The following is a 23,402-nucleotide window of genomic DNA, read 5'->3' as shown; positions in this document are numbered from 1 at the left end:
AACAGCGGTGGCCCGGGCCTGCCTGCACCTTCGGCGAAAGAACCTCTCGTGTCCCTCCCCGCCACCACCGCCGGTACTCCTGTCCCCGAGACCGCGCGAGCGCAACGTCGCGTGCTGAACGTTCTGGTCGCCGCGCAGATCCTCAGCGGTGCCGGGCTGGCCGCCGGCATCACCGTCGGCGCCCTCCTAGCTCAGGACATGCTCGGCTCCACCGGACTGGCCGGACTGCCCAGCGCCCTGTTCACCGCGGGCTCGGCCCTCGCGGCGATCGCCGTCGGACGACTCTCCCAAGCCTGCGGCCGACGTCCCGGACTGGCCGCCGGATACCTCACCGGCGCGCTCGGCAGCCTCGGCGTCATCGCCGCAGCCGTGCTCGACAACCCGGTCGTGCTGTTCGTGGCGTTGTTCGTCTACGGCGCGGGCACCGCCACCAACCTGCAAGCCCGCTACGCCGGAGCCGATCTCGCCGAGCCCGCCCACCGCGGACGCGCGGTATCGACGGTGCTGGTGGCGACCACCCTCGGTGGTGTGGTCGGCCCGAATCTCGCCGCCCCGACCGGGGATCTGGCCGACACCCTCGGCATTCCCTATCTGGCCGGGCCGTTCCTGCTCGCCGCCCTCGCGTACAGCCTGGCCGCGCTCGTGCTGGGGCTGTGGCTGCGTCCGGACCCGCTGCTGCTGGCACGTGAACTCGGTGCCGCGCACCCCGTCGACACCGCGCAAGCCGCGAATACGGTGTCGGCCCGCGGTATCGAGAGAGGCATCGCGACAGGCGGTTTCGTGATGGCGGTGACCCAGTTGGTGATGGTCGCGATCATGACCATGACCCCGGTCCACATGCTCGCCCACGGCCACGGAACCGCCGCAGCCGGAGTGGTGATCGCCGTCCACGTCGGCGCGATGTACCTACCCTCACCGGTAACCGGCTGGCTGGTCGACCGCTACGGCCGCCTGCCCGTCGCCGCCGCCTCCGGCATCACCCTGCTGGGTGCCGGACTGCTGGCCGCCCTCGCCCCCGGAGATTCGATCGTGCTGCTCGCTCTGGCCCTGGCGCTGCTCGGATTGGGTTGGAACCTGGGCCTGGTCGCGGGGACCGCCATCATCACCGACACGGTGCCGCTGGCGACCCGCGCCAAAACCCAAGGCACGGTCGATGTCTCGATCGCCATCGCGGGAGCCACCGGCGGCATGGGATCGGGACTGATGGTCGCCGCCACCAGCTACCCCGCCCTGGCACTGGCCGGTGGCGTCCTCGCCTTGGCGGTGGTGCCGGTCGCCGCGTTCAGCGGCAACCGGCGACCGGCATAGTCAGGCTTGGGCTTCGGCGGTCTTGGCGAAGGCTTCCAGCACCGAATTCCAGCCCCCGCCGCCCTCGACGATGGTCTTGGCCATCGCCGCGCCCTCGACCAGCCGGTCGATATGGCGATGTTCGAGAGTGACCGTGGTCTGCGCCGGGCCCTCGGCGGTGAAACGCACCTCGATCTCACTCGCACGCTCGGGATCCGGGTCGTACTGCCAGTGCCCGGTGATCTGCCAGGTCACCACCAGCCGGTGCGGGGGCTCCCACACCAGCACCCGCCCCCAATCGCATTCGCTGCCATCGACCCCGCGCTCGTACCAGCGCCCGCCCACCTGAGGCTCCAGGATCGCATCGGCCATCTCCGACGCACCGATGTGGTAGGCCGACGGCCACCAACTACCGAAGGACTCGGTGAAGAACGCGAACGCCCGCTCCATCGGCAGCGCCACCGACGCTTTCCCTTGCAACGCAGCAACATCCGGGGTCGTGCTCATAACGGTTTCTCCTGTCCGAAATCGTCGGCCGCCGCCTCGGCGGCCTTCTGAAAAGCAGCGAGCGCGTTGTCCCAGATCTGCTGGAAATACGCCTGAATCGCCTCCAGCCCTTCCGGATTGATCCGATAGATCCGCCGCGTGCCCTGCGGAGAGACCACCACCAGACCGCCCTGCTTGAGGACCTGCAAATGCTGCGAGACCGCCTGACGAGTGATCGGCAACTCCTGCGCCAGCTCACCCACCGAACACGGCCGGCGCGCCAGCCGCTCGAAGATCGCCTTGCGCATCGGGTCGCCCAGAATCGCCAGATCCACATCTCTGAAAGCGCTCACTTTCGTAAGTCTGCACTTTCAGAAGCGGCGAAGCAAGAGGCAGCAGCCACCGATCTGCCACCAACTCCCGAGCGACAACCTCCATGGCACACCCGGATCCCCAGTGCGAACCCGCAGTGCGCGGAAGCCGACTTCGAGTTCAGGTGAGAAGTCGATTCGCACATCGACACGAGCTACGCCATAACCGCCCGATTTTCGGCGAATGCTACGACTACCCTTATCTCGGCGCTCGAGCCACTTCTCTCGTAGAGCAGGCCGGGTCCGCGGTGCACCTCCGCAGCCTCGTCCGAGGCACGGTGGTGCGCACGGTATCCCTGCAACGGGTGCGTCGAGGGCGAAGCACACGCCCCCTTTCCACCACCATCAAGATCACGACGTCAAAATTCCCGATATGAACATCACCGGTTCGGAAGGCGACGTCAGAGTTCACAGATCGGCGACGTCACAGATCGCCGATAGAACCAGAGGTCGCGGGCGCGCCCTGGCCCTGGACCGGTGTCAGCGGCCCGAGCAGTGGACGACATGCGTTCCCGCCGCCGTGGAGGGTATCTCTGTCCGGCCGGCATAGGCGGCCACAAGCTCGGACGCGCAGTGGTCTTCGAGGAGCTGGCCCCCGAAAGACTGGATGAGGTGGTGGAATTCGTCGGCGGTGAAGCAGGAGCGCCATGGCTCTCCCAGTCGTGCGGTGCTTTCGGCGCGCGTGTGGAGGTGGTCGGCGCTGGCGTGGTGGGGTGGGTAGAAGTAGTCGAGGACGCCTTCGCCGCCGTGGTGGTCGAGGATGTAGCCGAGCATGTCCTCGAGCGCTGGCCGGGTGAGGTACACGGTGACACCGAGCGCGATGTAGACCGCCGGGCGGCTGCGGTCCAGACCTGCTGTCGCCAGTTCTGCTGCCAGCGTGGTGTGTTCGAAGTCGATCGGTACGAAGGTCACGGTGTCGGGGACGGGGATGGTGGCCTCGGCGAGCAGGCGCTGTTTCCAGGTCTGGGTGTCGGGGTGGTCGACTTCGAAAAATCGCACGTGGTGGCTGCTGCGGTAGGCGGTGGTGTCGAGTCCGGCGCCGAGGATGACGATTTGGTCGACTCCTCTGGCGACAGCCGCGGCGAGGCGGTCGTCGGCGAATCGGGAGCGCGCGAGGATGTATTGGCCCCGGCGGTGCGCCACGTCCGGTGCCAGCCCTCGATCGAGCACTGTGTGGTCGAGGACCGGCTCGCAGAGGATTCGGTCGGCGAGCGGATCGGCGAGTATCTCTGGATGGAGTTTGGAGTACTTGGCTCTGATGTGCGCGATGGCGGCGGCGGTGTCGCTGGGGCGTCCGGTGTGCATGTGTGTTCACCCTTTCTTCGGTGGGAGATGTCGGGGGTCGGTCCGGTGTGGGGTGGGTGCGCCTGATCGCTGGGCGCGGGGGAACACGACGGGAAGCGCGGTGAGTGCGCGGTGGAACGGGCCCGGCCGGTACTCGAGCCGGTCGGCGGGCACGGCCAGGACGATGTCGGGGATGAGGTCGAGGAGGTAGTCGATCGCGTCCTGCGCGATCTGATACGCCACGGTCCGAGCGGGGCAGGCATGCGGGCCGGTGCTGAACGCCAAATGCGATCGATTGCCCGACCGGGCTGTGTCATTGCTGGCTATTTCGGGGTCGTTGTTGCAGGCGGCGATGCTGATGACGACCGGCTGGACCGCGGGCAGCCACATGTTGCCGACCAGGATCGGCTGGCGTGGGTAGGTGGTGCAGAAGTTGGCCATGGGCGGGTCGTTGAACAGCACCGCGTCGAGGGCGTCGCGGGTGTGCAGGCTGCCGCTGAGCAGGCTGCCGCCGAATCGATCGTCGCTGAGCATCAAACGCAGCGCGTTGCAGACGAGGTCGGGCACCGCTTGCAAGCCCGCTCCGGCGAAGCTCATCAGCTGGGCGGCCACTTCCCGGTCATCGAGCCGGGCGGGATGCTGGATCAGCCGTGTGGTGATGTCGTCGCCTGGGTGAGCGCGCTTGAACGGGACGAGGTCGGTCAACGCGGCGGTGAGGGTGTCCATGCCGGGTGCCGCGGTGCCGTCGCTGTCGAAGCGCTCCTTCGTGCCGGCCGCGACCTGGCCCACGATGTCCTCGGAGCCACCGTATACCTCTGTGAGCACGGCCAGCACCAGAGGGAAGGCGTACTGGGATGCCAGGTCGGCTCGGCCCGCGGGGAGGATAGCGTCGACCAGCGCGGTCGCGATCCGTTCGACGCGCGCGTGCATCGCGTGCAGGTCGACACCCTCGATGGCGGCGACCGACGGTGCCCGGTAGCGAGCGTGCTCGGCTCCGCTGGAGTACCGCGCGGCCGGACGCCATTCCATCATCGGCCGCAGCGAGCAGTCACCGGCAATGCTCTGCTGCCACGGCCTCGGATCGGCGGGAAAGTGCTCCGGATCGTGCAGGATCCGCACGGCCGTGTAATAGCCGAGCACCAGCGTAGCCGGGACGCCCGGCGCCAGCTCCACCGGCGCCAACGTCCCATACCGCCGCCGCAGCGCCCGATACACCGCGTGCGGATCGCGGCGGAAGCTCTCCCCGTGGATCGCCACGCGGGCCTCGCCGGTATCGATGGGAGAGCCATGGACAACAGGACAGGTCAACGTCACTCCATTGGAAAAGTGGTCTGGAATCAATCTCATCGCCTGCGAGGAATTGCTCGAATTACCCGGCAGCCAATCAATACGGTGCCACCCTTATCAGCGTCATCGAAATGGATACGCATACCCAAAAACCCACCTACCCATAACGACAACACGTCCGGAATACACCTATTCGGCGGCACTGACAGAGACGGACCGGACCCGGTATCGAATCGTTGGCTACCGCGAAAGATGCAGCATGGCGAGGCTTTTCGAGCTTCAGCCTCCGAATCGCAGTGCAGCGAAACGATGCTGTGCGGCGTGGCCCGTATTCCGTTGCGCTCTCAGCGTTTTCGTCGGTATGGGTATATACCTAAAAACCTACCTACCCATAGTGCGCGCGGCTCGCTCATGGAGACCGTGCGGCCCTTTTCCGGGATATAGTCGTCGGCATGACCAACCCTGGGGGGAATGCTCGCGGTGCGGTTCCGGCACCGACTCATGGCTTCGTGGGCCGCAAGGACGAACTGTCGCTCATCAGCGCCCTGCTGATATCGGGGCCGGATCGACTGATCACCTTGATCGGGCCGGGGGGTATCGGCAAGACCCGGCTTGCCGACGAAGCCGCCCGCAGCGCGAAGGCTCAAGGGGTGCGGGTGTATTGGGTGCCGCTGGCACGGCTACCGGTGGATGCGGAGTTCAAACAGGTGGAGCAGGCCACCGCCTCGGCAGTGATCTCCGCGGACTTCTCCAACAGGCGCGCGGGCGAAGCCTTGGAAGCCGCCCTGCGCGGCACCGACTCGGCGGGCCCGAGTCGCCGTGCGGTCCTGGTTCTCGATAACGGGGAGCATGTTCTGCCCGCTCTGCGGCATCTGATCGCCCAGCTGCTCAACACACTGCCGAATCTGACCATCCTGGCCACCAGCCGCAGCCCGATCGCGTGGGTCGACGAACGCCTGATCCCGGTTCCCGTGCTTTCGCCCGCCGAATCGCTGACCTTGTTCCGGCAGCGCTGCACCCTGATCGGACGCTCGCTGGAATGGAACGCCGACGACATCGCTGCCGCGACCGAAATCTGCGAGCACATCACCCACCACCCCCTCCACATCCGGCTCGCGGTCGGCCGGTTGCGCTACCAAGGTCTGGCGGACCTGTGTGCCGAGCTGACCGGCCGCGCGGACGACAAACGGCTCGGATGGTCGACCGGAGCCCGCTCGGGCGCCGATCCGCGACACCTCGCGATCACCAACGTCATCGCGTGGAGCTACCAACTGTGCAGCGACAAGGAAAAACTGCTGTTCACCAGGCTGTCTGCCTTCGCACCCGGCGGCAGAAATCCCGACGACACCGGTGACACGGCAGATGTGGGCGCGGACCTCGACGCGATCATCGCCGTATGCAGCGACGAACACGCCAGCACTGACCCGGATCAGGTGAGTGTGTCTCCACACGAGATCGCAGGGCTGCTGGAAAGCCTTGCCGACAAGTCGCTGGTCTCGATCCACATCACCCCTTGCGGGTCGCGGTACTCGATGCTCGAGTCCCTGCGGGTGTATGCATGGGACCGGTTGCGCGACAACGACCCTGGCGAACCCGCACGGTTGGCCAAACGTCACCTCGCCTACTACCGCGACCGGGTGGTCGACGACGCGCGCAATTGGTTCAGTCCGCGCGAGCGGGCGCTGGTCATGTGGGCACGGTCGTCGTGGAGCAATATCGTCGCCGCGATCGAGACCAGCATCACCATGCGCGGTGAAGCCGAGGCCGGCCTGCAGATCTGCGGTGGACTGATCACCTTGCGCGTGCCCTTCGTACGCGGGTCGATACGCGAAATCCGCGGCTTGGCCGAAAGGTGCCTCGACGCTAGCGAAACCGTGTCGCCGCAACCGGTCGACCTTCAGCTCGAGCTGCGAGCAGCGCTGGCGTGGCTGGCGATCCGATCGGGTCAAAGCCACGAGGCCCGGCGTTTCCTCGACGAAGTGATCCCGTGCTATCTGTCGGAGCCCGACCGCGCCGAATGGGCCGAGCACCCTGACCGGGATTTCGGCCTGCCCGCCGTCATCGAGATCACGGTGGGTACCGCCCTGTTCCTGGGCGCCGAGGACGCCCGCGCCATTGCGATCATCGAGCGAGCGCGCGAGAAGTACCACGCCGCCGACAACCCGGCCGAGGTGTTCGCCCACATGTTCGGAGCGCTGGCCGCCGCATTGCTCGGGTCGGCCCCGCAGGCCCACACCATCGCCCGCCGCGCCGTGGGCATCGCCGAAGCCTCCGGAGCGAGCTGGGCCACCAGCTGGGTGAAACTGAGCTGGGCCGTCACCTTGACCATGCACGGCGACCCACACGAAGCCACCCGCGTCCTGCGCGAAACACTGTCCTACCAAATGGCTTTCGATGACCAGTGGGGGGCGATGTGGAGCGTCGTGCTACGCACCTGGGCACTCGAACGCATGATCACCGGCAACGATCGCGACCGCGACTGGCAACTCGCCCACGAGATCGCCCAAACCCTGGGCGGGGCCGAAACCCTGCAAGCCCACCTCGGCGTCGACATCACCGTCATGGGATCGTTCGCCAAGATGTGCCGCAAGGCCCAGGTAACAGCGCGAGGCATCCTCGGCGACGAACACTTCGCAGCCGAAACGGCCCGCGGCAAGCAACTGAATCCACACAACAACGACGTCCATCGCCTCGCGCTCGGAGAACTCACCCTCTCCGTCGCCCCCACGCCGGAGGAATTCGCCCAGCGAGGCGGGCGCACGACTCAAAACACACCCCTCAAGTTCGCGGCAACACCATGGGACAGACTCAGTGAATCGGAGAAAGCGGTCGCTCGCCTGGCCGCAGCGGGACTCTCGAATTCAGCGATAGCCCGCCGTCGCGGCACCTCCACCAAAACCGTCGACGGACAGATTGCCGCCACCCTGGCAAAACTCGGCATTCCGAACCGCCACCACATCGCGAAACACGTCCCCGAGAACCACCACTAACAGGCGAAGCTCCCGCCGGAAAACCCATTCAGGAGTATCCGGCGCACCTACGCGCCGTCTTCAGGCCCCGTACGCCACTGGCCACATGACGACCCGGCGAGCCGGTCAGACGGATTACTCCTCGGGCGAAGCACCGTACCGTCGGCGAGACATAACGCCTGATGAACACACATTTTTATGGCACCCCCCAGGTTCGTGAGTAGATAGCTTTCCAGGCGCAGCATGGGTATTTACCGATTCGAATTCCTCGCGGACATGTGACGCTCGCCTTATCGACCTCCACTGCCCTGCGCCCCAGTAAACGCCTCACCAAAACCACATTCGCTCTCCCGCCTACTCGCACCATTGCCGAGATCCCGGCATCGGACGAAGGGATTCCCATGTCTGCACATCATTCGCGTGATCCGGTTCTCGTCGTGGGGGCCGGTCCCACGGGCCTGACGATCGCCGCTGAATTGTTGGCTCGTGGGGTGGACTGCCGTGTCATCGACAAGCGGCCCGGTCCGCTGGTCACGTCGCGGGCGTTCACGCTGCATGCGCGCACGCTGGAGGGGTTCGCCAGGGCAGGGTGTGTCGACCGGTTCCTCGAGCGCGGTCTGCGCCATCGAGGGATGGCCTTCCACTTCCGTGGCGGCGCTGTCGAGCGCTTGGACTTCACGGTGCTCGACACCCCGTACCCCTACATCCTCGTCATCGAGCAGCAGGACACCGAGGCCGCGCTGCGCGAGCACCTGGCGTCCCTGGGCGGCTCGATCGAGTGGAATACCCGGCTGGATTCGGTCACCACCGACAGCGACGGCCGGATCACCGCCGTTCTCGACCACACCAGCCGGGGTGGTCGTGGCCGGACCCGGATGCATCCGGACTGGCTGGTGGGTTGCGACGGACTCCACAGCACAGTGCGCGCCCACATGGGAATCGACTTTCCCGGCGACGAGTACGCCGGCCTGCAATTCCGGATGATGGACGCGCGCATCGCTCGGTATCCGGTCAGCACCGACGAGATCCACTACTTCATCGACGCCGACCACATGCTGCTCACCACGACCCTGGCCACCGGTCACCGTGTGCTGATCAGCGATATGCGCGCCACTCCCGTGGCCAACCCGGCCCCCGACCCTCACGCGGCGCGAAACGCGTTCCAGCCCGTCGTCGACGACTGGCTACCCGGTGCGCGGCTCAGCGTTCCGCAGTGGACCACCGAGTTCCCGATCTGGCGCCGCCAGGCCACCCAGTACCGGCGCGGGCGTCTGCTGCTGGCTGGCGACGCGGTCCATGTGGGCAGCCCCGCCGCTGGACTCGGCATGAACAACTGCATCCAGGACGCGCACAACCTCGGATGGAAACTCGCCGCGGCCGCTACCGGCCGCGCACCCGAGGGACTCCTCGACACCTACCAGGCCGAGCGGTTGCCGATCGCGGTCCAAGTCGGCGACGCGAGCAGCATGCTGCATCAGATCATGATGGCGCACGGCTCCTCGATCCAGGACCGGCTCGACATCATCCGTCAGCAGCCCGACTTCCCCTATCAGGCAGCTGCCAGGATCGCGGGCCTGACGCACCACTACCGCGACGTCCTCACCCAGCCACCGGGGCTGCCGCGACTCGACGGCCTCACCGTCGGCGACCGCGCCCCTGACATCCCCGTCACCTCGACAACCGGCGTGCATGATCTGTTGTCTCATCCGTACTACACGCTGCTGATGCTGCATCGGCAAGCGCACTCACCCGTGGCCGGCGGCCTCGCCGAAATCACCGCGCCCTACCACGACCTCGTGCGAACCGTCGTGATCACCTCACCCGACATCCCGGCCGACGCGCCCACCGGGGCACTCGTCGCCCACGACGCCCGCGTGCACGACCTCTACGGTCAGCCCACCGACGACACCGCGTGCCTGGTCCGCCCCGACGGGCACATCGCGCTGCGGATTCCCGCCGACCCCGGCACACTCCACACCGCACTCAAAGAAACCGTCCTGACATGACCACATTCACCCCGGTTCTGAGCGCGAGCGCACCCTACCCGCGAGCGGCCGACCCGATCCCCTGCGCGGCAGAGCACCCGCTGCCGCCAGACGCTCTCGTCGGACGCGGTCCACAAGCCGTCGTCGTCGGGCTGATCCGTCCCGATCTGCACTCCTGCCGGACTCAAGCGATCGCCAGCGCGATCACGCCAGCCGAAGACCACGCGATCCGCACGACCGCTGCCCGCCACCGGTGGCGAGTCGCCGACATCGCGCACTTCCCACCGGAGGGCGACGACACAACCACCGATCCCGTCGACTACCTCCTGCACCGGGTGCGCAAGTGGCGCGCCGACGCGGTCATGGTCCCCGCCCGCACCTACCTCACCGACCGGTGGGGACGCGACTGCCTCGAAATCGTGCGCACGGTCTGTGCCGTCGTCACGCTATCCCCGACACGGCTGTGGCCCCGCACTGCCGAAGGTGCACCGCTATCGGCAGGTGCGGTGCTGTGAGAACCACATCCGGCCCCTGTCGGCCACTGCTCAACACGCAGCGGTGGTCGGCAGGGTGGCGTTCGGGTCGCCGGGATCGAGCCGGTCCTTGCTCCTGGTGTCGTCTGTGTCCGTGCGGGCGCGGGCCGGGCCGCGCTCGTACGCATGCTGGTGAGAATCCGGTACGGACAACTGGAGCTGTTGCGAGCCACCCAGTTCGCCGAACCGTTCGACATCGCCAGCAGCACAACAACTCCCACCGCTGCCAAGGAGGGAGATCCCGGCGTGACTCCGCACATGGAGCCGAACGAAAACACGAGGAGTCTGGCGATGGCCAGAACAAGGGCACACTCGGCCGATCCACGCATCCATCCACACCGCCCACAGACGGGTCCCGACCGGGGCATGGCGGTCTACCAGAGCCTCGTCACCGCCGACGACGACAGCGACGAGGGCGGCCCCACGGCACGAGCCCGGTCGCCGTGGGCGGACGATGGGCCGTGGCGGGGCAGAGGGCAACCACCGACACGGGACGGCATCAACCCCTATCTCCCCAGCAGTGGCTTGCAGATCTCACCGCACCAGCCTCCCGTATCCGGCGGCCCGCCGACGCCGGAGAGCAGAGACGAGGGCACGAGCAGCCGGCCCGAGGAGGCCGAACTGGATCGAATCATCGCCGCCGAACTCGAGGAGCACAGGGTGTTCGAGGGTTTCGCGACCGTGGGACGTCAGATCACGCACTCGGAGCTGGCGGAGCAGACATCGCTGTCCAAGGAGCACATCGGCAAAATACTGCGCGGGCAACGGCGCGTGAATGTGCGCACGCTACAGACTTTCGCCGCCCCACTCGGGCTTCCCCACGAGGTCCGCGACCACCTGGCCGAACTGATCCTGCGCAACGAAACCTCCGCACGGGCCGCGCCCGAGCCGGGCCCCGCCCCGGCCGACATGAAACAACAGCTCACCGCCACGCGGTTCCCCGCGATACTGCTCACTGCCGGGCTCTTCGACATCGCAGCCGCCAATGATGCTGCCGTGCAAAAACTTCCGCGGCTACTCGAGGCCGGAAACTTCCTCCGGTGGCTGGTCTATGATCCGATGGCACGACTGGTGTTCGCGGGCAGTGCTTGGCACGAGGTGACGACGGTGTTCACCTACGCTCTGCACTACCTGTCGCGCGGCACTGTGCCCGAGCAGGCCCGTGCGGCACTGATCGCGGAATTGTCGACACAGCCGGAGTTCCCGCGGATGTGGACCGCGCGGATCGACGGTCAGCTGTTCCCGCTGCACACCACCATCGCCGACCCGACCCACTCGTCCCAGGCCACACCGATTGCCCTCACCGTTTCTACCCCGTGGCGAGCACCAGCACGACACCTGAACATCTCCCTGGTCCCGAGCACGTGATGCCGCGCAACGACAGCGGCAATCCGCCGGATGACCCGTACGGCCCCCGCGCGTGCTCTTGCTCCGACCGGTACACACGGGATCAGCGGCCTCTATCTCGACAACACCGAGCGCGTCCGCACCCGCGAGTCCCTACCGCGCCTCCTACTGCGCTGTACCGCCGGTCAGGTCGACGAACTCCGACACCAGGCGCAGCGCGAGAGCGACGGGGACCGGGCCCTGCATCGTCGTTGCCGCCGTGCCAGCCAGTGACTCGAAAGCGCTGCCGCTCAGTTGAATCGGCGCCATGACCCATACATCAGCAGCCCGCTCCCAGTCGATACCCTCGTCGGTCCGTGGCACGCTCACCCCGCAGTCGCGTTCGAGCGCCGCCGCGATCATGTCCATGCCAGCGGGAGTGATCGTGCGCTCGGTGGTGACTACACACATGGCCAGCAGCGGTCGCATCCACGCAGCGGGCTGCGATCGATCCGCGGCTCTGCTGGCGCGTCGTTCGGTGGCATCGCAGGCCAGCCAACTGCTGACCGCCTCCTCGCTCGGGCCGTCGGACCATTGCACCAGCACAGACGAGCGTCGTGTCACCGATCGAGGCCGAAGCCGACTCACGGTGAACGATGTAGTCGGCCACCGCCCCGCCAGCTCCCGGCCCGCCAGCCGCGCCAGGATCGGAGTGCACAACACCCAGCTCACCCCCGCCGCGTCCGATCCGGGTCACCGGGCCACACCAGTCCGTTACCCTTGGGTCAACGGGTTGCCTCTCGTCGTGGTCGAGGTGAAGTCTCCGACTGCGAAGTCCGGGTGGGCGGACGCAGCGCGGGAGATCAACAACGTGTACGCCACCGAGTACCCGTGGTTTTTTACTCCCAATGTCTTTTCCGTTGCCTCCGACGGGCTGAAGTTGCGGTTCGGCGCTGCCGGTGCACCGACGAACCTGTGGCAGCCGTTTCGGTCCACCGCCGACGACGAGAACCTGTCCGGGCAGCCCGATGTGCAGCGCTCGGTCGAACTGTTGATGAACCCGGTCACTGTCCTGGACATGTTGGCTAACTTCGCCTTGTTCGACACCTCCGGTGGAGGGGTCGACATGAAGTACCTGCCCCGGTACCCGCAGATGGAAGCCGCGCACCTGATCCACAAACGGGTCCTGGAGGACGGGTCGAAGGGCCTGATCTGGCACCATCAAGGCAGCGGGAAGACGCTGCTGATGGTGTTCGCCGCTTCCCTGCTGTTGGCCGACACCCGCACCGAGTCGCCCACGATCATCCTGCTGTCGGACCGGACCCAGCTCGTCCGCCAGACCTCCGGAGTATTCACCTCGGCGATGGGGGATGCCTATTTCCACCAGCCCACCACAAGCCAGGAGTTGCGTTCGCTGCTGGCCGACGACGTGCGCGGCGTCATCTCCACGACCGTGCACAAGTTCGCCGACGTCGGCAAGAACCTGTCGACTCGCAGCAACATCATCGTGATGGTCGACGAGGCACACCGCACCCAGTCCACACGGTCGAAGTCACTGGCCGGGCAGATGCGTGCAGCGTTGCCACGAGCGAAGTTCTTCGGTATGACGGGCACCCCCGTCCGAAACCTCGCCACCGACACCTTCAGCCTCTTTGGTGCGGAGACCGACCCAAGCAGGGTACTGCACCGGTACTCGGTGTCCAGGTCTCTTCTGGACGAGGCCACCGTGCCGGTCATGCTGGACCCACACCCGGTCTCCTTCGAGATGAACGACCGGGAATTGCAGACCGAGTTCGACCGGTTTGCCGACGAGTTCGACCTCGATGATCCTGATCGCGAGACCCTGTCCCGCAAATTCGGGCGACTCACCTCGGTGTTCGCCAACCCCGATCGTATCCATGCGGTCTGTCAGGACATCGTGGACCACTACCTGGCCGGCCCCTACCGCAATGGCCTCAAAGCGCAGGTCGTCGCTTACAACCGTGAGCTGGCCGTGGCCTACACAGACAAGATCAATGAGCTGCTCGCCGGCTTCGAGACTTCACAGGTGCTCGCTGCGGTCGGGAAGCACGACCGGATCACTGCCGAGGTGAACATCTCCGTCTCGGACTCCAAGGACGAAGACCCCGCTATGCGTCCATTCCGGCTTTCGGAGAATGAGGAGGAGGAACAGAAGCGGCGGTTTCTCAGGCCAGACGACCCGCTGTGCTTCCTGGTAGTGACCGCGAAGCTGATGACCGGGTTCGACGCCCCCAACGAGGGCGTCCTGTACCTCGACAAGCCGCTTAAGGCCCACAGCCTGTTCCAGACGATCACCCGCCCGAACCGCACGTGGGTGTCCCCGACCGGATTCGTGAAAGCTGCCGGTGTCGTCGTGGATTACATCGGCCTGGCCGCAGAGGTCCAACGAGCCGTCGCCGACCCTACTCCGGCGGAGGCCGACCGAGGCGGCGGGTTCGTCATCGACGTGTCCGAGCTGGTGGCCGAATTCCGCACCACCTTCGCCTCTATCGAAGACATGCTCGCGGACGTGGACGGCCTGGACCTCGCGGTCCACGGCTACGAATCCGTGCGAGCTATTAACAGTTGCCTTGATGCGAATCCTGGCGCCGCCGAAGTGTTCACGAAGAACTACCAGCTCCTGGCCCGGCTGTACCCATTCGTCAATACTGACAAGCGGATTACCAAGTATCAGGACGGATTTGGACTGTTCGGGTCCGTCTACACGACCCTACTCAAGAAGTCCTCCGACGAAGATCGTAGGGAACGGCTGGGCGAGCTGGGGCCGATGGTCCTGGAGATCATCAATGGCCACGTGCACTCCTTCTCTGTGGTCGCCTCCCAGGAAGAACCCCTTGTCCTGGACGCCCAGGGCATCGCGATCCTTAAGGAACTGCTGGCACTTGTCCGCCGCAAGCCCGGCAAGGGCGACGGCGAGGAAAAAACGCCGCCGTCCGCAGCAGAAATCCTTCGCCACATCAAGGCCGCACTAGATGAGGGCGTCGAACCAGGATCTGCGAAGTACACCGCCCTCGCCGAGCGGATCAGGCTGCTGCGTGACCGAATCATTCAGAACTCTCACGACGCCCTGGAGTTCTTGTCCGAAGCGCTTCGAATCGCTCGCGCCATCGTGAACGCCCAGAAGCACCCCGACGAAGCTGTCGTGCTGGACGATGACCACGTAGGAGTGCTAACGCGAATCATCCACGACCATGCGCCCTCTGGGCTGACGGTCACCGAGCGGAACCTGGCCGAAGAGATCGACCGGGTGGTTACCAACACGCTCGCTCGGTCGTGGGACAACGCCGACGCCCGTAACCGGGGGGCCCGCCGCGCGACCGCCGCCGTTTTCCGCCGGTACATGTTGAAACCAGTGGGCGAACCGTACGACTCCACCGTCGCCTATATCGAAGCGCATTACCTGGTCGACTGATATGGGTCGATGGAGGCGGAGATTTCGTTCACGGGGGGTTTGATCTCGTTCGATATGGCTGTGTTCGATTTGCGACGTATCGGGACAGTTTGTGCCGCTTGATGTTGGACTCGTGGCCGCCGAATTGCCAAAACTTCTTCCGCTCAACGAACCAGCGGCATCGCATAAGCTAACTGCTGCCGCCGATCACGCCACGCCCACCTCGCGCGTTACGACCCAACCGACCAGCAATCGGTGTTCACCGCGATGGTTGGCGACCAACCGCTGAGCGTCGCGGATGCTAGCTCGTTCGGGGGGTGACGGGACTGCTGCGTGAGGAAGTCACGACCTGCAAGGCATCAGATGCGCACGCCAATTCACAACTGGTGACTGCGCTCATCGAATCTCCCCAACCGGGCTCATCGAAATGCCCCACCCGTGAGCGGTCCTGATTATAGGGGCTGCCGGTTCCCGGTCGTGGCTCGGCGGAGGTTGTCCGCGGTGGCTTGGTGGTCGCGGAGCCGGTAGGAGTCGCCGTCGAGGTTGATGACCATCGACCGGTGCAGCAGCCGGTCGAGCAGGGCGGCGGCGACGGTGTTGTCGCCGAGGATCTCGCCCCAGGAGCCGACACCGCGGTTGGTGGTGATCACGATCGAGGTCTTCAAATAGCGTTGCGACACAACCTGAAACAACGCTGAAGCGGCTTCGGCCGGCAAGGGGAGATAGCCGAGTTCGTCGATGACCAGCAGCGCTGGGCCGGCGTAGAAACGCATCGTGGTCGCCCAGCGGCCCTCGATCGCCGCCCGATGACAACGGGCCGCGAGATCGGCGGCGGTGGTGAAGTAAGTGCGGTAGCCGGCATGCGCGGCTGCTCGCGCCAAACCGGTGGCCAGATGCGTCTTGCCGGTGCCGGGCGTGCCGATCAGCAATACGTTGGTGGCGGTTTCCAGGTAGCGGCAGGTGCCGAGTTCGTCGAGTAGCGGCCGGTCGATGCCGGACGCGGCATCGACGTCGAAGTTGTCGAGCGAGGCCGGGGTGGGCAGGCTGGCGAACCGCAGCCGGCCCGCCAGGCGGCGGGCTTCGGTGTCGTCGACCTCGATCCGCAGCAGTTTCTCCAGCGTCGCTGTCGCCGAAAGGTTCTGTGCGGTGGCGTCTTCGAGGACCGACGGCAGTGCTTCGGCGGCGGCGTGCAGCTTGAGCGTGGCCAGGTGTGATCGGAGTTGCTGGTAGCGGGTCGCGGTCTCGTCGGCGCCGACGGCTTTCGTGGTGCGGCGGGTGGCGGTCTTGGGGGCCGGGGTGGTCATTTGCGGCTCCTGGCGGTGGCGGCGCGCTCGTAGGCGGCCAGATCGGTGACCGTCGCGCCGGCGGTGTCCGCGGCGGTCGAGACGGTGGGGTCGGTGGCGGCGCGCAATGCCGCGGCGGCGGCGCGCGCGGTGTCGCCGGGCGGGATGCGTTCCTTGCGGCGGTGCGGGCGGCCGGTATTCGCTGCCGCCATCGCGGCGGCGCCCAGCGCGACGACGTGGCCGTGGTCGCGGACGGTGGCGCCGAGACCGTCGGCGGCGCGTTCGTGGCGGGCGATCACGATCCCGGCGGTGGTGGCGATATCGATGTGGTTGCCGCGCAACGGTTGCGCGACGACCACCGTCGCGGAGGCGAGTTCGGGTGGGACCGAGTAGCGGTTGCCTCGCCAGGACACCATCGCCTGCCGAGACGCGACGCGGGGTTCGGCGACCATCGCCGGATACGGGTCGGCGGGCAACGGCCGCAACGGTTCGGACGCCGCGACCGTCGCGACGCTGGCGCAGCCGTCGGCAGTGGGCCGCAGCCGGGTGTCGCCGCGCAGCGTGCAGAATTTGTCGAGCGAGGCTTGGGCTTGCTCGACGGTCGTCTCGTCGGCGAGTGTGCGCCACCAGCGTTGCGCGGCAGTGTGATTGGCCTTCTCGACCACGCCTTTGCGGTTCCCGCGCCGGGGCGGGCAGATCGCCGGCAGCACGCCGTAATACTTGGCGACCGCGGCGAACGACGCGGTGATCTGACCGCTGGCGGGGTGGCAGACCGTGGACATGCGGTCGAACCTCCACGACCCAGTCACCCCGCCCAACGCGCGAGCGACCCGGTCCAGGCCCTCGATCAGGTGCGGCTGATCAGTCGAGGGGGCAAGGTAGCCGCGCCAGCGACCGGAATGCGCGAGGGATCCGACGAGCAGGTGCGCGTTGGCACCCCACCCCCATGAGGCGGGCGGGTTCGGCAGATCGACCCAGTCCCACTGGGTTTCACTACCGGGCGGGTGCTCGATGACGGCGTTGGGGCGTTCGGTCGTGGCCCGGCACGCCTGGCAGACCGGACGCAGTCCGCGGGCGCGGATGTTGCGGGTCAGCGACTGATACGACAGCGGGAAACCCAGTGGTTCCAGCTCGTCCATCAGCGTCTGCGCCCACAGGTGCGGGTCCTCGGCCAGGCGGGCGGTCACATACTCGACAAACGGCTCGAACGGGTCCGGCAGATGACGTTTGCGGACGCCGGGAGTGCGTTCCCCGGCCAGATAGGCGCGAACAGTTTTGCGGTCACGGCCAGTGTGGCGGGCGATCTGGGAGATCGTCCAGCCTCGGGCGCGTAGGGCACTGATTTCCACATCTTCCTCACGTGTCAACATGGAAAAGCGGGCCTCCTCCGAGGTGAATCTGCTGGTCAGGTGTGGTAACCACCAGCATTGGAGGAGGCCCGCCCTTCACGGCGGAGCCACACGGACAAATGGGGAATTTCGGTGAGCGTCAGCGGGGAAATTCAGCGAGCGCCGTCACTGGTAATCGGCTTCAATGACCAACCGCCCTACAGGGAATCACAGGTCAGGCCCGTTACCATGTTCACAGTGCCCCGCCGGGGGCACTGTGAACATGGGAACAGATTTTCCCGGCGCGGTGCCGGGCGGCGGCTGCTTTGTCTGGCAGGTGCCGCCGATCTGGTCGGTTCTTGGTTGTAGTGCCATCGCGGTGCTGGTGGTTCGGTGTGCGTGGTTGAGCGTCGCGCCGGTCAGCGTGATGCGGTACCGCACGCGGTTGGCGGTCTTGTTGTACCTGATTTCCAGTTGTAGGGCTTGGTAAACATCGCGGGCGATGTGTTCGGGTAGTTGGTCGATCCGGATTTCGCCGGTGGGTAGCGCATCGATCAGAGTGGGGTTGGGCTGTTGCTGCTGCTGGGTTTCGGCGTCGGCGAGTTGGGCCTGCAGGTCTGCTAGGTGGTCGCGTAACTGGGCACGGCGTTCGCTGATGTCTCGGATCAGGTCTTGGTCGGGTTCGTCGACGAGTTCCAGGCTGCGGACTAGTCGCTTGATTTTGGTTTCGGTGTCGGTGATCCCGTGGCGTAGCGCGGTGATCCGTTGGGTGTGTTCGGTTTCGGCGTGGGTATGGAGGTTGGCGTTGGTCAGCAGGGCGCGGCGGTAGTCGCCGAAGACGTGCTGGTTCAGGAATGTGTTGAGGTGTTCGCTGATGTCGTCTTCGCGGACGAAGAACGAGCCGCCGGTGGGATGGCCTTCGGGGATGTAGCCCTTTTTCGCGGCACACACGTAGTAGGCGGCGACGCGGCGGGTCTTGCCGAACATCCGCCGGTTGCACAGGTCGCAGTAGAGATGGGACCGGAACCGGTAGGAGCGTTTGGTTTGCGGGTGAGAGTTCGCCCCGGCTCCGCGCCGTGAGTTGTCCCGGGTCTTGCCGCGCTCTTGGACTGCGACGAACAGGTCGAGATCGACCAGCGGTTCGTGGACTGGCTTTTCCGACCAGACCCACTCCGAGATCGGGTTGGCCTGGTTCTTGTTGGATTTGCGGCCCCGCCGGTTCCACACCTGGTGGCCGGTGTATTTGGGATTGGACAACACACCCGCCACGTTCGACCATGTCCATCGCCCCACGGCGGCGTTCGGATCGACGGGCACGGGCGCGGCATTGGTGGTCAGATCCAGGTTGTGAACCGCCCCGGAGTGTCGGGAGACTTCAACCTCTGTGAAGGATGGAGTCGTGTCGAGTTCGAAGAAGTACCCGCAGGAGCTGCGTGAGCGGGCCGTGCGGATGTTCGCCGAGATCAAGGGCGAGCACGAGTCGGAGTGGGCGGCGATGAAAGCGGTCGCTGACCTGCTCGGGGTCGGGACGCCGGAAACTGTCCGCAAATGGGTGCGCCAAGGCCAGATCGACACCGGAAACCGGGCAGGAACCAGTTCCGATGAGATGGCGGAGCTGAAGCGGCTGCGACGCGAGAACGCAGAACTCAAGCGCGCCAATGCAATTCTCAAGGCTGCGTCGGCTTTCTTCGCCGCCGAGATCGACCGGCCCCAGCGCTGATCGTTCGGTTCATCACCGAACATCAGGGCCACCGTGAAAGCGGTGGCCTCGTCTGGGGTGTCGAGTCGATCTGCGCCGCGCTCTGCGAACTCGGCGTAAAAGCCTCCCCATCAACGTATTACGAGCAACGCAAACGCCTTCCGGCGCGACGGGAGCTCCGTGACGAAGAACTGAAGGTGGAGATCACACGCGTTCATTCGGAGAACTTCGGGGTCTATGGCGCGAGAAAGGTATGGCTGCAGCTGAACCGGGAGGGCCATCCAGTGGCCCGCTGCACCGTCGAGCGGTTGATGCGTGAACTCGGATTGCGCGGCGCTGTCCGCGGCCGGGTCAAACGCACCACCTGGCCCGATCCCGCCGCGCCGCAGCCGGCGGATTTGGTGCAGCGTCACTTCGCGCCGTCGGCACCGAATCGGTTATGGGTGGCGGACATGACATATGTGTCGACGTGGTCGGGCTGGGTCTACGTCGCGTTCGTGATCGACGCCTACGCGCGCCGGATCATCGGCTGGCGAACCGCCACGTCCATGACGACCTCGCTGGTGCTCGACGCGATCGAGCACGCCATCTGGACCCGCGAGCGGGCCGGATGGGATGTGAAAGATGTTGTGCACCATACGGATAGGGGTTCGCAATATACATCCATTGCGTTCTCCGAGCGGTTGGCCGAGGCTGGGATCCAGCCGTCGGTCGGGGCGGTCGGATAATCGTATGACAACGCCCTGGCCGAGACGATCAACGGCCTCTACAAGCAAGGCCGCGTAGTTAAGCGGTGGGGTCGGTTGTCGAGTCGCCGTCTGGCTGTGGTGGTTCCGGTGCCAGCCATTGGCGGTTGAGGCGGTAGCGTCCACGACCGATCCGGTCGAGGAACCCTTGGTCGGTCCATCGGCCTATTTGGCTGCAAAGGCTTCGGTAGCGAACGTGTTTCAGCTCTTGGGTGATTTCGCTGGGAGTCCAGTCGCGGTCGGGGTCGGTCCGCAGTAGCTGCAACACTTGCTGGCGGTGGCCCGGGTCGGCAGTGCTTGCGGGGTGTTCGGCCGCTTCGGTCTGTTGTGGGTCGGTGAGTGCGCAGAGTTCCAGCCGGATGACGGCTTGGCTCTTGGTAGGGCGGTTGCCGGTGAGGGCGGTCCCGTAGCGGGACATGGGGCATTTGACCTTGCGGGCGCTGATGCGCGGACGGCGGGCGGGCAAGAGTTTCTCCAAAACCGCTCGGGCGATTGCGTTTTCGGGTGAGTCGTTGCTGGTGATGTTGGTTGCGGTGACGATCTGGTTGATGGCGGCGGTCATGGCCACGGTGAAGCTTGCCCGGTCGGGGTCGGTTCCCGGAGCGGTCTCCACGGCGTCACACATGGCGCGGCGCAACGTCTGATAGATCGTCAGGGCGGCCCACATCTCCTGCTCGAGGCCGACCGGGTCGGTGGAACGCAGAACGCGTCCGCGGAACATGGTGTGGCGCAACGCGAAGAATGCTGATTCGATCTCCCAGCGCTCGTGGTAGAGGCGGGCGATCTGGATCGCTGGGTCGGTGCGGTGGTTGAGCAGGGTGGTGATGATCCGGTAGCGGTCACCCGTGCGGGATCCGTCCGCGCAGGTGGCGGTGATCTGGATATCGACGATGCGGAAGCGGTAACCATTGATCCTGGTCAGAACCGATCCATCGGGCAGTGTGGCCCACACGGCCGGACGACGGCGAGAGCTGAGCCGGACCACGAGCTGAGCGCCGGAGGCCGCGACGCGGGTGAGAATGTCATCACCACCGAAGTTGCGGTCGGCCAGCAACAGCATCGTGTCGTTCAACAGCGGCACCAAAGTGGCGGCGTAGTCGGTCTCACTACGCTTGATCGAGCCGAAGACTGCGCCGAGTAGGCCGCGGGTCCCGGTCTCACACAAGGTCACGACCCGCAGATGCGGGTAGCCCTCGGTGCCGCCGCGGTATCGAGTGAACTTGCCCAGCCGCATCCGGATCCGGTCCTGGTCTGGAGCCTGCAGCGAACCGCAGCCGTCGAAAGCCACAGTGCGCCAATGCCGATAGCACACACCCGGGGTGGCGGGCTGCGCCAGCGGGCCTGCCACGACCTCGAACAGCGCCCTCAACGGTGCCGCTCCCAGACGCCGGCGAAGATCCCGCAGTCCCTTCTCCGAGGGCCTGCGAGGGAGCAGCGATCCTAGCCCGGCGATCAGCTTGTCCCAGACCCTCTCATAGCCCAGCGTCGGGAAAACCGCCAGAGCCAGAACGAAATACACCCCGACGCGCGAGGGCAGCAAGCGGGTGCGACGCTGCACCGTCCGGGTCCGGGTGAGAACGTCATCGATCAACTCGAACGGCAGGTACTGCGTGAGCTCCCCAAGGTGACCGGGCGCGAAGATTCCTCCGGCCACGGTAATGGTGCGGGTGAGCGTCGTAGTGACAGACTGGGAGGGCAACGGGACCTCTCGGATGCAGGAAGACCTTGGACGGCTTCTCTCAATAGCAGAGGTCCCGTTGCCTTACCTCCCCGACACCCTCCTTAGGAAAAACCCGAGTTGACCTGCCTACCAACGACTTAACTACGCGGCATTGCCTCTACAAGACCGAGCTGATCAAACCGCGCGGACCGTGGCGCAGCGTCGACCACGTCGAATTCGCTACCGCCGAATGGGTCGATTGGTTCAACAACCGGCGGCTCTACCGCTACTGCGGCGATATCCCTCCCGCGGAGATGGAGACCGCCTACTACTCTCAACAACCAGCCCAGCAACCCGCCGGGCCGTCATACCGATAAGTGATGTTCCCCGGGTTTCGTGGAGTCGGGATGCTGGACTTCAGGCCACGGGTTGGATGGGTGATTGCATCATCTCGTACTCGATAGGGGACCGCATGCCCAGGGCCGAGTGACGGCGTCGCCGGTTGTGGAAGATCTCCAGGTATTCGAAGATCGCGTTTGCCAGTTCGATCCGGGTTCTCCATCTTTGACGGTTCAATAGCTCGGTTTGCATTCTGCCCCAAAAGGATTCGATGACAGCATTGTCGTAGCAATCGCCGATCGAGCCCATCGAGGGCACCAGCCCGGACTTGCGGGCCCGGTCGGTGAAGGCCCAGGAGGTGAATTGGACTCCGTGGTCGGAATGAATGATCGTCCCGGCCTGTGGTGAGCGGTTGGCGATGGCCATGCCCAGCGCGTTGGTCACCAGCGCGGCGGTCTGGGTCGAGTCGATCGACCAGCCGACGACCCGGCGGGAGAACGTGTCGAGCACGACCGCGCAGTACACCTTGCCTTCCCGGGTGTGGTGCTCGGTAATGTCGGTGACCCACAACTGATTTGGCTGTGATCGGGTGAACGACCGGTTGACCAGATCTCCCGCTGTCGGGGTCTGATGCCTCGGCTTGGGTCGGCGGTTGCCGGGCAGCCCCTTGATCCCGGCGCGGGCCATTAGCAGCTCGATCTGGCCGTGGCCCACGCTGATTCCGAGACCGAGGGTGAGTTCGGCGTGGACACGGTGGGCACCGTAGGTGCCGCGGGAAGCGGCGTGGACGGCGCGAATCTGATCCAGTAGCCACACATGCCGGATCGAACGCTGAGACGGCGGCCGGGACCGCCATTCGTAGTAGCCCGATTCGGCGACGTCGAGGAGCCGGCACGCGGCCTGCACCGGCAAGCCCTCGGACGCCATGGTGGCTATGGCCGCGTATCGCCTTTTGGGTCGCCTCCCTGCTCTTTCAGCAGTTCACGAGCCCGTTTCAGGATCGCCACTTCCTGCTCTAGTTCCCGGATCCGCCGTTTGGCCATCGACAGTTCGGTCTGCTCGGCGCGGCTTGCGCCGGGTAGCTGGCCGGTGTCGATCAGTTCCTGCTTGCGCCAGACATAGATCGTCTGGTCACTGATGCCCAGATCGGCGGCGACCTGCGCGACCGGACGCCCGGCAGCGACCAGATCCAGTACCTTGCGGCGGAACTCTTCGGGATAGCGCCTTGGCACGAACGAGTCTCCTTCGACGGTGTCGTGACCAAGAAGTCAGCCAAACCGACTCCGGGAAACCCGGGGAACATCAAAGTCTCCGGACTCACCGGGAGGCTTCTATGTTTGTCAAGTCGTCGCGTTGGCCTGCGTCAGGGTTCGGTGGATCTGCCGCGTGACATACCGTTTCAGGCAT

General features: G+C 65.8%; 15 protein-coding genes and 3 pseudogenes. 8 read left to right on the top strand and 10 right to left on the bottom strand.

Features of this window, described 5'->3' with window-relative positions; translation table 11 throughout:
* The first annotated feature begins 48 nt into the window (after positions 1-48).
* The gene (locus ACFYTQ_RS30320; protein WP_064909913.1) at positions 49-1,308 is read left to right on the top strand and encodes an MFS transporter; all 1,260 of its coding nucleotides are present in this window, start codon (positions 49-51) and stop codon (positions 1,306-1,308) included.
* On the opposite strand, the gene ACFYTQ_RS30315 is transcribed toward ACFYTQ_RS30320, so the two are convergent.
* From ACFYTQ_RS30315 to ACFYTQ_RS30300, 4 genes are all read right to left on the bottom strand, one after another.
* Positions 1,309-1,794, bottom strand: coding sequence for an SRPBCC family protein (locus ACFYTQ_RS30315; RefSeq protein WP_064909912.1), 486 nt, complete (start codon positions 1,792-1,794; stop codon positions 1,309-1,311).
* Positions 1,791-2,126 (bottom strand): helix-turn-helix transcriptional regulator, encoded by a 336-nt coding sequence (locus ACFYTQ_RS30310; protein ID WP_082976731.1) that lies wholly within the window; start codon positions 2,124-2,126, stop codon positions 1,791-1,793. Before ACFYTQ_RS30310 ends, ACFYTQ_RS30315 begins: the two co-directional genes overlap by 4 nt.
* A 498-nt stretch (positions 2,127-2,624) precedes the next feature.
* Positions 2,625-3,449 carry a class I SAM-dependent methyltransferase gene (locus ACFYTQ_RS30305; RefSeq protein WP_064909911.1) on the bottom strand — a complete coding sequence of 275 codons (825 nt, stop codon included), beginning with the start codon at positions 3,447-3,449 and terminating at the stop codon, positions 2,625-2,627.
* A gap of 6 nt (positions 3,450-3,455) precedes the next feature.
* Complete coding sequence (locus ACFYTQ_RS30300; protein WP_064909910.1) at positions 3,456-4,685, bottom strand: cytochrome P450; 1,230 nt, start codon at positions 4,683-4,685, stop codon at positions 3,456-3,458.
* A gap of 482 nt (positions 4,686-5,167) precedes the next feature.
* Here ACFYTQ_RS30300 and ACFYTQ_RS30295 point away from each other — a divergent pair, with 482 nt between their 5' ends.
* From ACFYTQ_RS30295 to ACFYTQ_RS30280, 4 genes are all read left to right on the top strand, one after another.
* The gene (locus tag ACFYTQ_RS30295; RefSeq protein WP_082976730.1) at positions 5,168-7,705 is read left to right on the top strand and encodes an AAA family ATPase; all 2,538 of its coding nucleotides are present in this window, start codon (positions 5,168-5,170) and stop codon (positions 7,703-7,705) included.
* Between the two features lie 380 nt (positions 7,706-8,085).
* Positions 8,086-9,690 (top strand): FAD-dependent monooxygenase, encoded by a 1,605-nt coding sequence (locus ACFYTQ_RS30290; protein ID WP_064909908.1) that lies wholly within the window; start codon positions 8,086-8,088, stop codon positions 9,688-9,690.
* Positions 9,687-10,184 (top strand): hypothetical protein, encoded by a 498-nt coding sequence (locus ACFYTQ_RS30285; protein WP_064909907.1) that lies wholly within the window; start codon positions 9,687-9,689, stop codon positions 10,182-10,184. Before ACFYTQ_RS30290 ends, ACFYTQ_RS30285 begins: the two co-directional genes overlap by 4 nt.
* 384 nt (positions 10,185-10,568) lie before the next feature.
* On the top strand, positions 10,569-11,570 hold the full coding sequence (locus ACFYTQ_RS30280) for a helix-turn-helix transcriptional regulator (protein ID WP_064909906.1): 1,002 nt from the start codon (positions 10,569-10,571) through the stop codon (positions 11,568-11,570).
* Between the two features lie 144 nt (positions 11,571-11,714).
* Here ACFYTQ_RS30280 and ACFYTQ_RS30275 read toward each other — a convergent pair whose 3' ends face one another.
* Positions 11,715-12,017 (bottom strand): hypothetical protein, encoded by a 303-nt coding sequence (locus ACFYTQ_RS30275; RefSeq protein ID WP_143860466.1) that lies wholly within the window; start codon positions 12,015-12,017, stop codon positions 11,715-11,717.
* Between ACFYTQ_RS30275 and ACFYTQ_RS30270 the strand changes: the two genes are divergently transcribed.
* Positions 11,950-14,961 carry a type I restriction endonuclease subunit R gene (locus ACFYTQ_RS30270; RefSeq protein WP_387368472.1) on the top strand — a complete coding sequence of 1,004 codons (3,012 nt, stop codon included), beginning with the start codon at positions 11,950-11,952 and terminating at the stop codon, positions 14,959-14,961. The two genes, ACFYTQ_RS30275 and ACFYTQ_RS30270, sit on opposite strands and share 68 nt — an antisense overlap.
* 431 nt (positions 14,962-15,392) lie before the next feature.
* Here the strand turns inward: ACFYTQ_RS30270 and istB are convergent, their stop codons facing one another.
* From istB to ACFYTQ_RS30255, 3 genes are all read right to left on the bottom strand, one after another.
* Positions 15,393-16,244: an IS21-like element helper ATPase IstB gene (gene istB / locus ACFYTQ_RS30265; protein ID WP_064908887.1), complete on the bottom strand. Its 852-nt coding sequence runs from the start codon at positions 16,242-16,244 to the stop codon at positions 15,393-15,395.
* A complete protein-coding gene (locus ACFYTQ_RS30260) occupies positions 16,241-17,593 on the bottom strand; it encodes a DDE-type integrase/transposase/recombinase (RefSeq protein WP_064908888.1) in 1,353 nt (450 codons plus the stop codon). Before ACFYTQ_RS30260 ends, istB begins: the two co-directional genes overlap by 4 nt.
* Before the next feature lie 186 nt (positions 17,594-17,779).
* Positions 17,780-18,868 (bottom strand): recombinase family protein, encoded by a 1,089-nt coding sequence (locus ACFYTQ_RS30255; protein WP_181065120.1) that lies wholly within the window; start codon positions 18,866-18,868, stop codon positions 17,780-17,782.
* Positions 18,869-19,262: 394 nt separating this feature from the next.
* Here ACFYTQ_RS30255 and ACFYTQ_RS30250 point away from each other — a divergent pair.
* Positions 19,263-19,975: pseudogene (locus ACFYTQ_RS30250) on the top strand (IS3 family transposase); the annotation flags it as partial.
* 61 nt (positions 19,976-20,036) lie between these two features.
* Here ACFYTQ_RS30250 and ACFYTQ_RS30245 read toward each other — a convergent pair.
* Positions 20,037-21,695 carry an IS4 family transposase gene (locus tag ACFYTQ_RS30245; protein WP_082976714.1) on the bottom strand — a complete coding sequence of 553 codons (1,659 nt, stop codon included), beginning with the start codon at positions 21,693-21,695 and terminating at the stop codon, positions 20,037-20,039.
* 137 nt (positions 21,696-21,832) lie between these two features.
* Here ACFYTQ_RS30245 and ACFYTQ_RS30240 point away from each other — a divergent pair.
* Positions 21,833-22,033, top strand: a pseudogene (locus ACFYTQ_RS30240) (IS3 family transposase); the annotation flags it as partial.
* 40 nt (positions 22,034-22,073) lie between these two features.
* On the opposite strand, the pseudogene ACFYTQ_RS30235 reads toward ACFYTQ_RS30240, so the two are convergent.
* Positions 22,074-23,227: pseudogene (locus ACFYTQ_RS30235) on the bottom strand (IS3 family transposase).
* Between the last annotated feature and the right edge of the window lie 175 nt (positions 23,228-23,402).

Source organism: Nocardia sp. NPDC004068 (assembly GCF_042874315.1).
GTDB lineage: Bacteria > Actinomycetota > Actinomycetes > Mycobacteriales > Mycobacteriaceae > Nocardia.
Note: the sequence above shows the minus strand (reverse complement) of the source record. Positions and strands in the feature narration are given on the sequence as shown.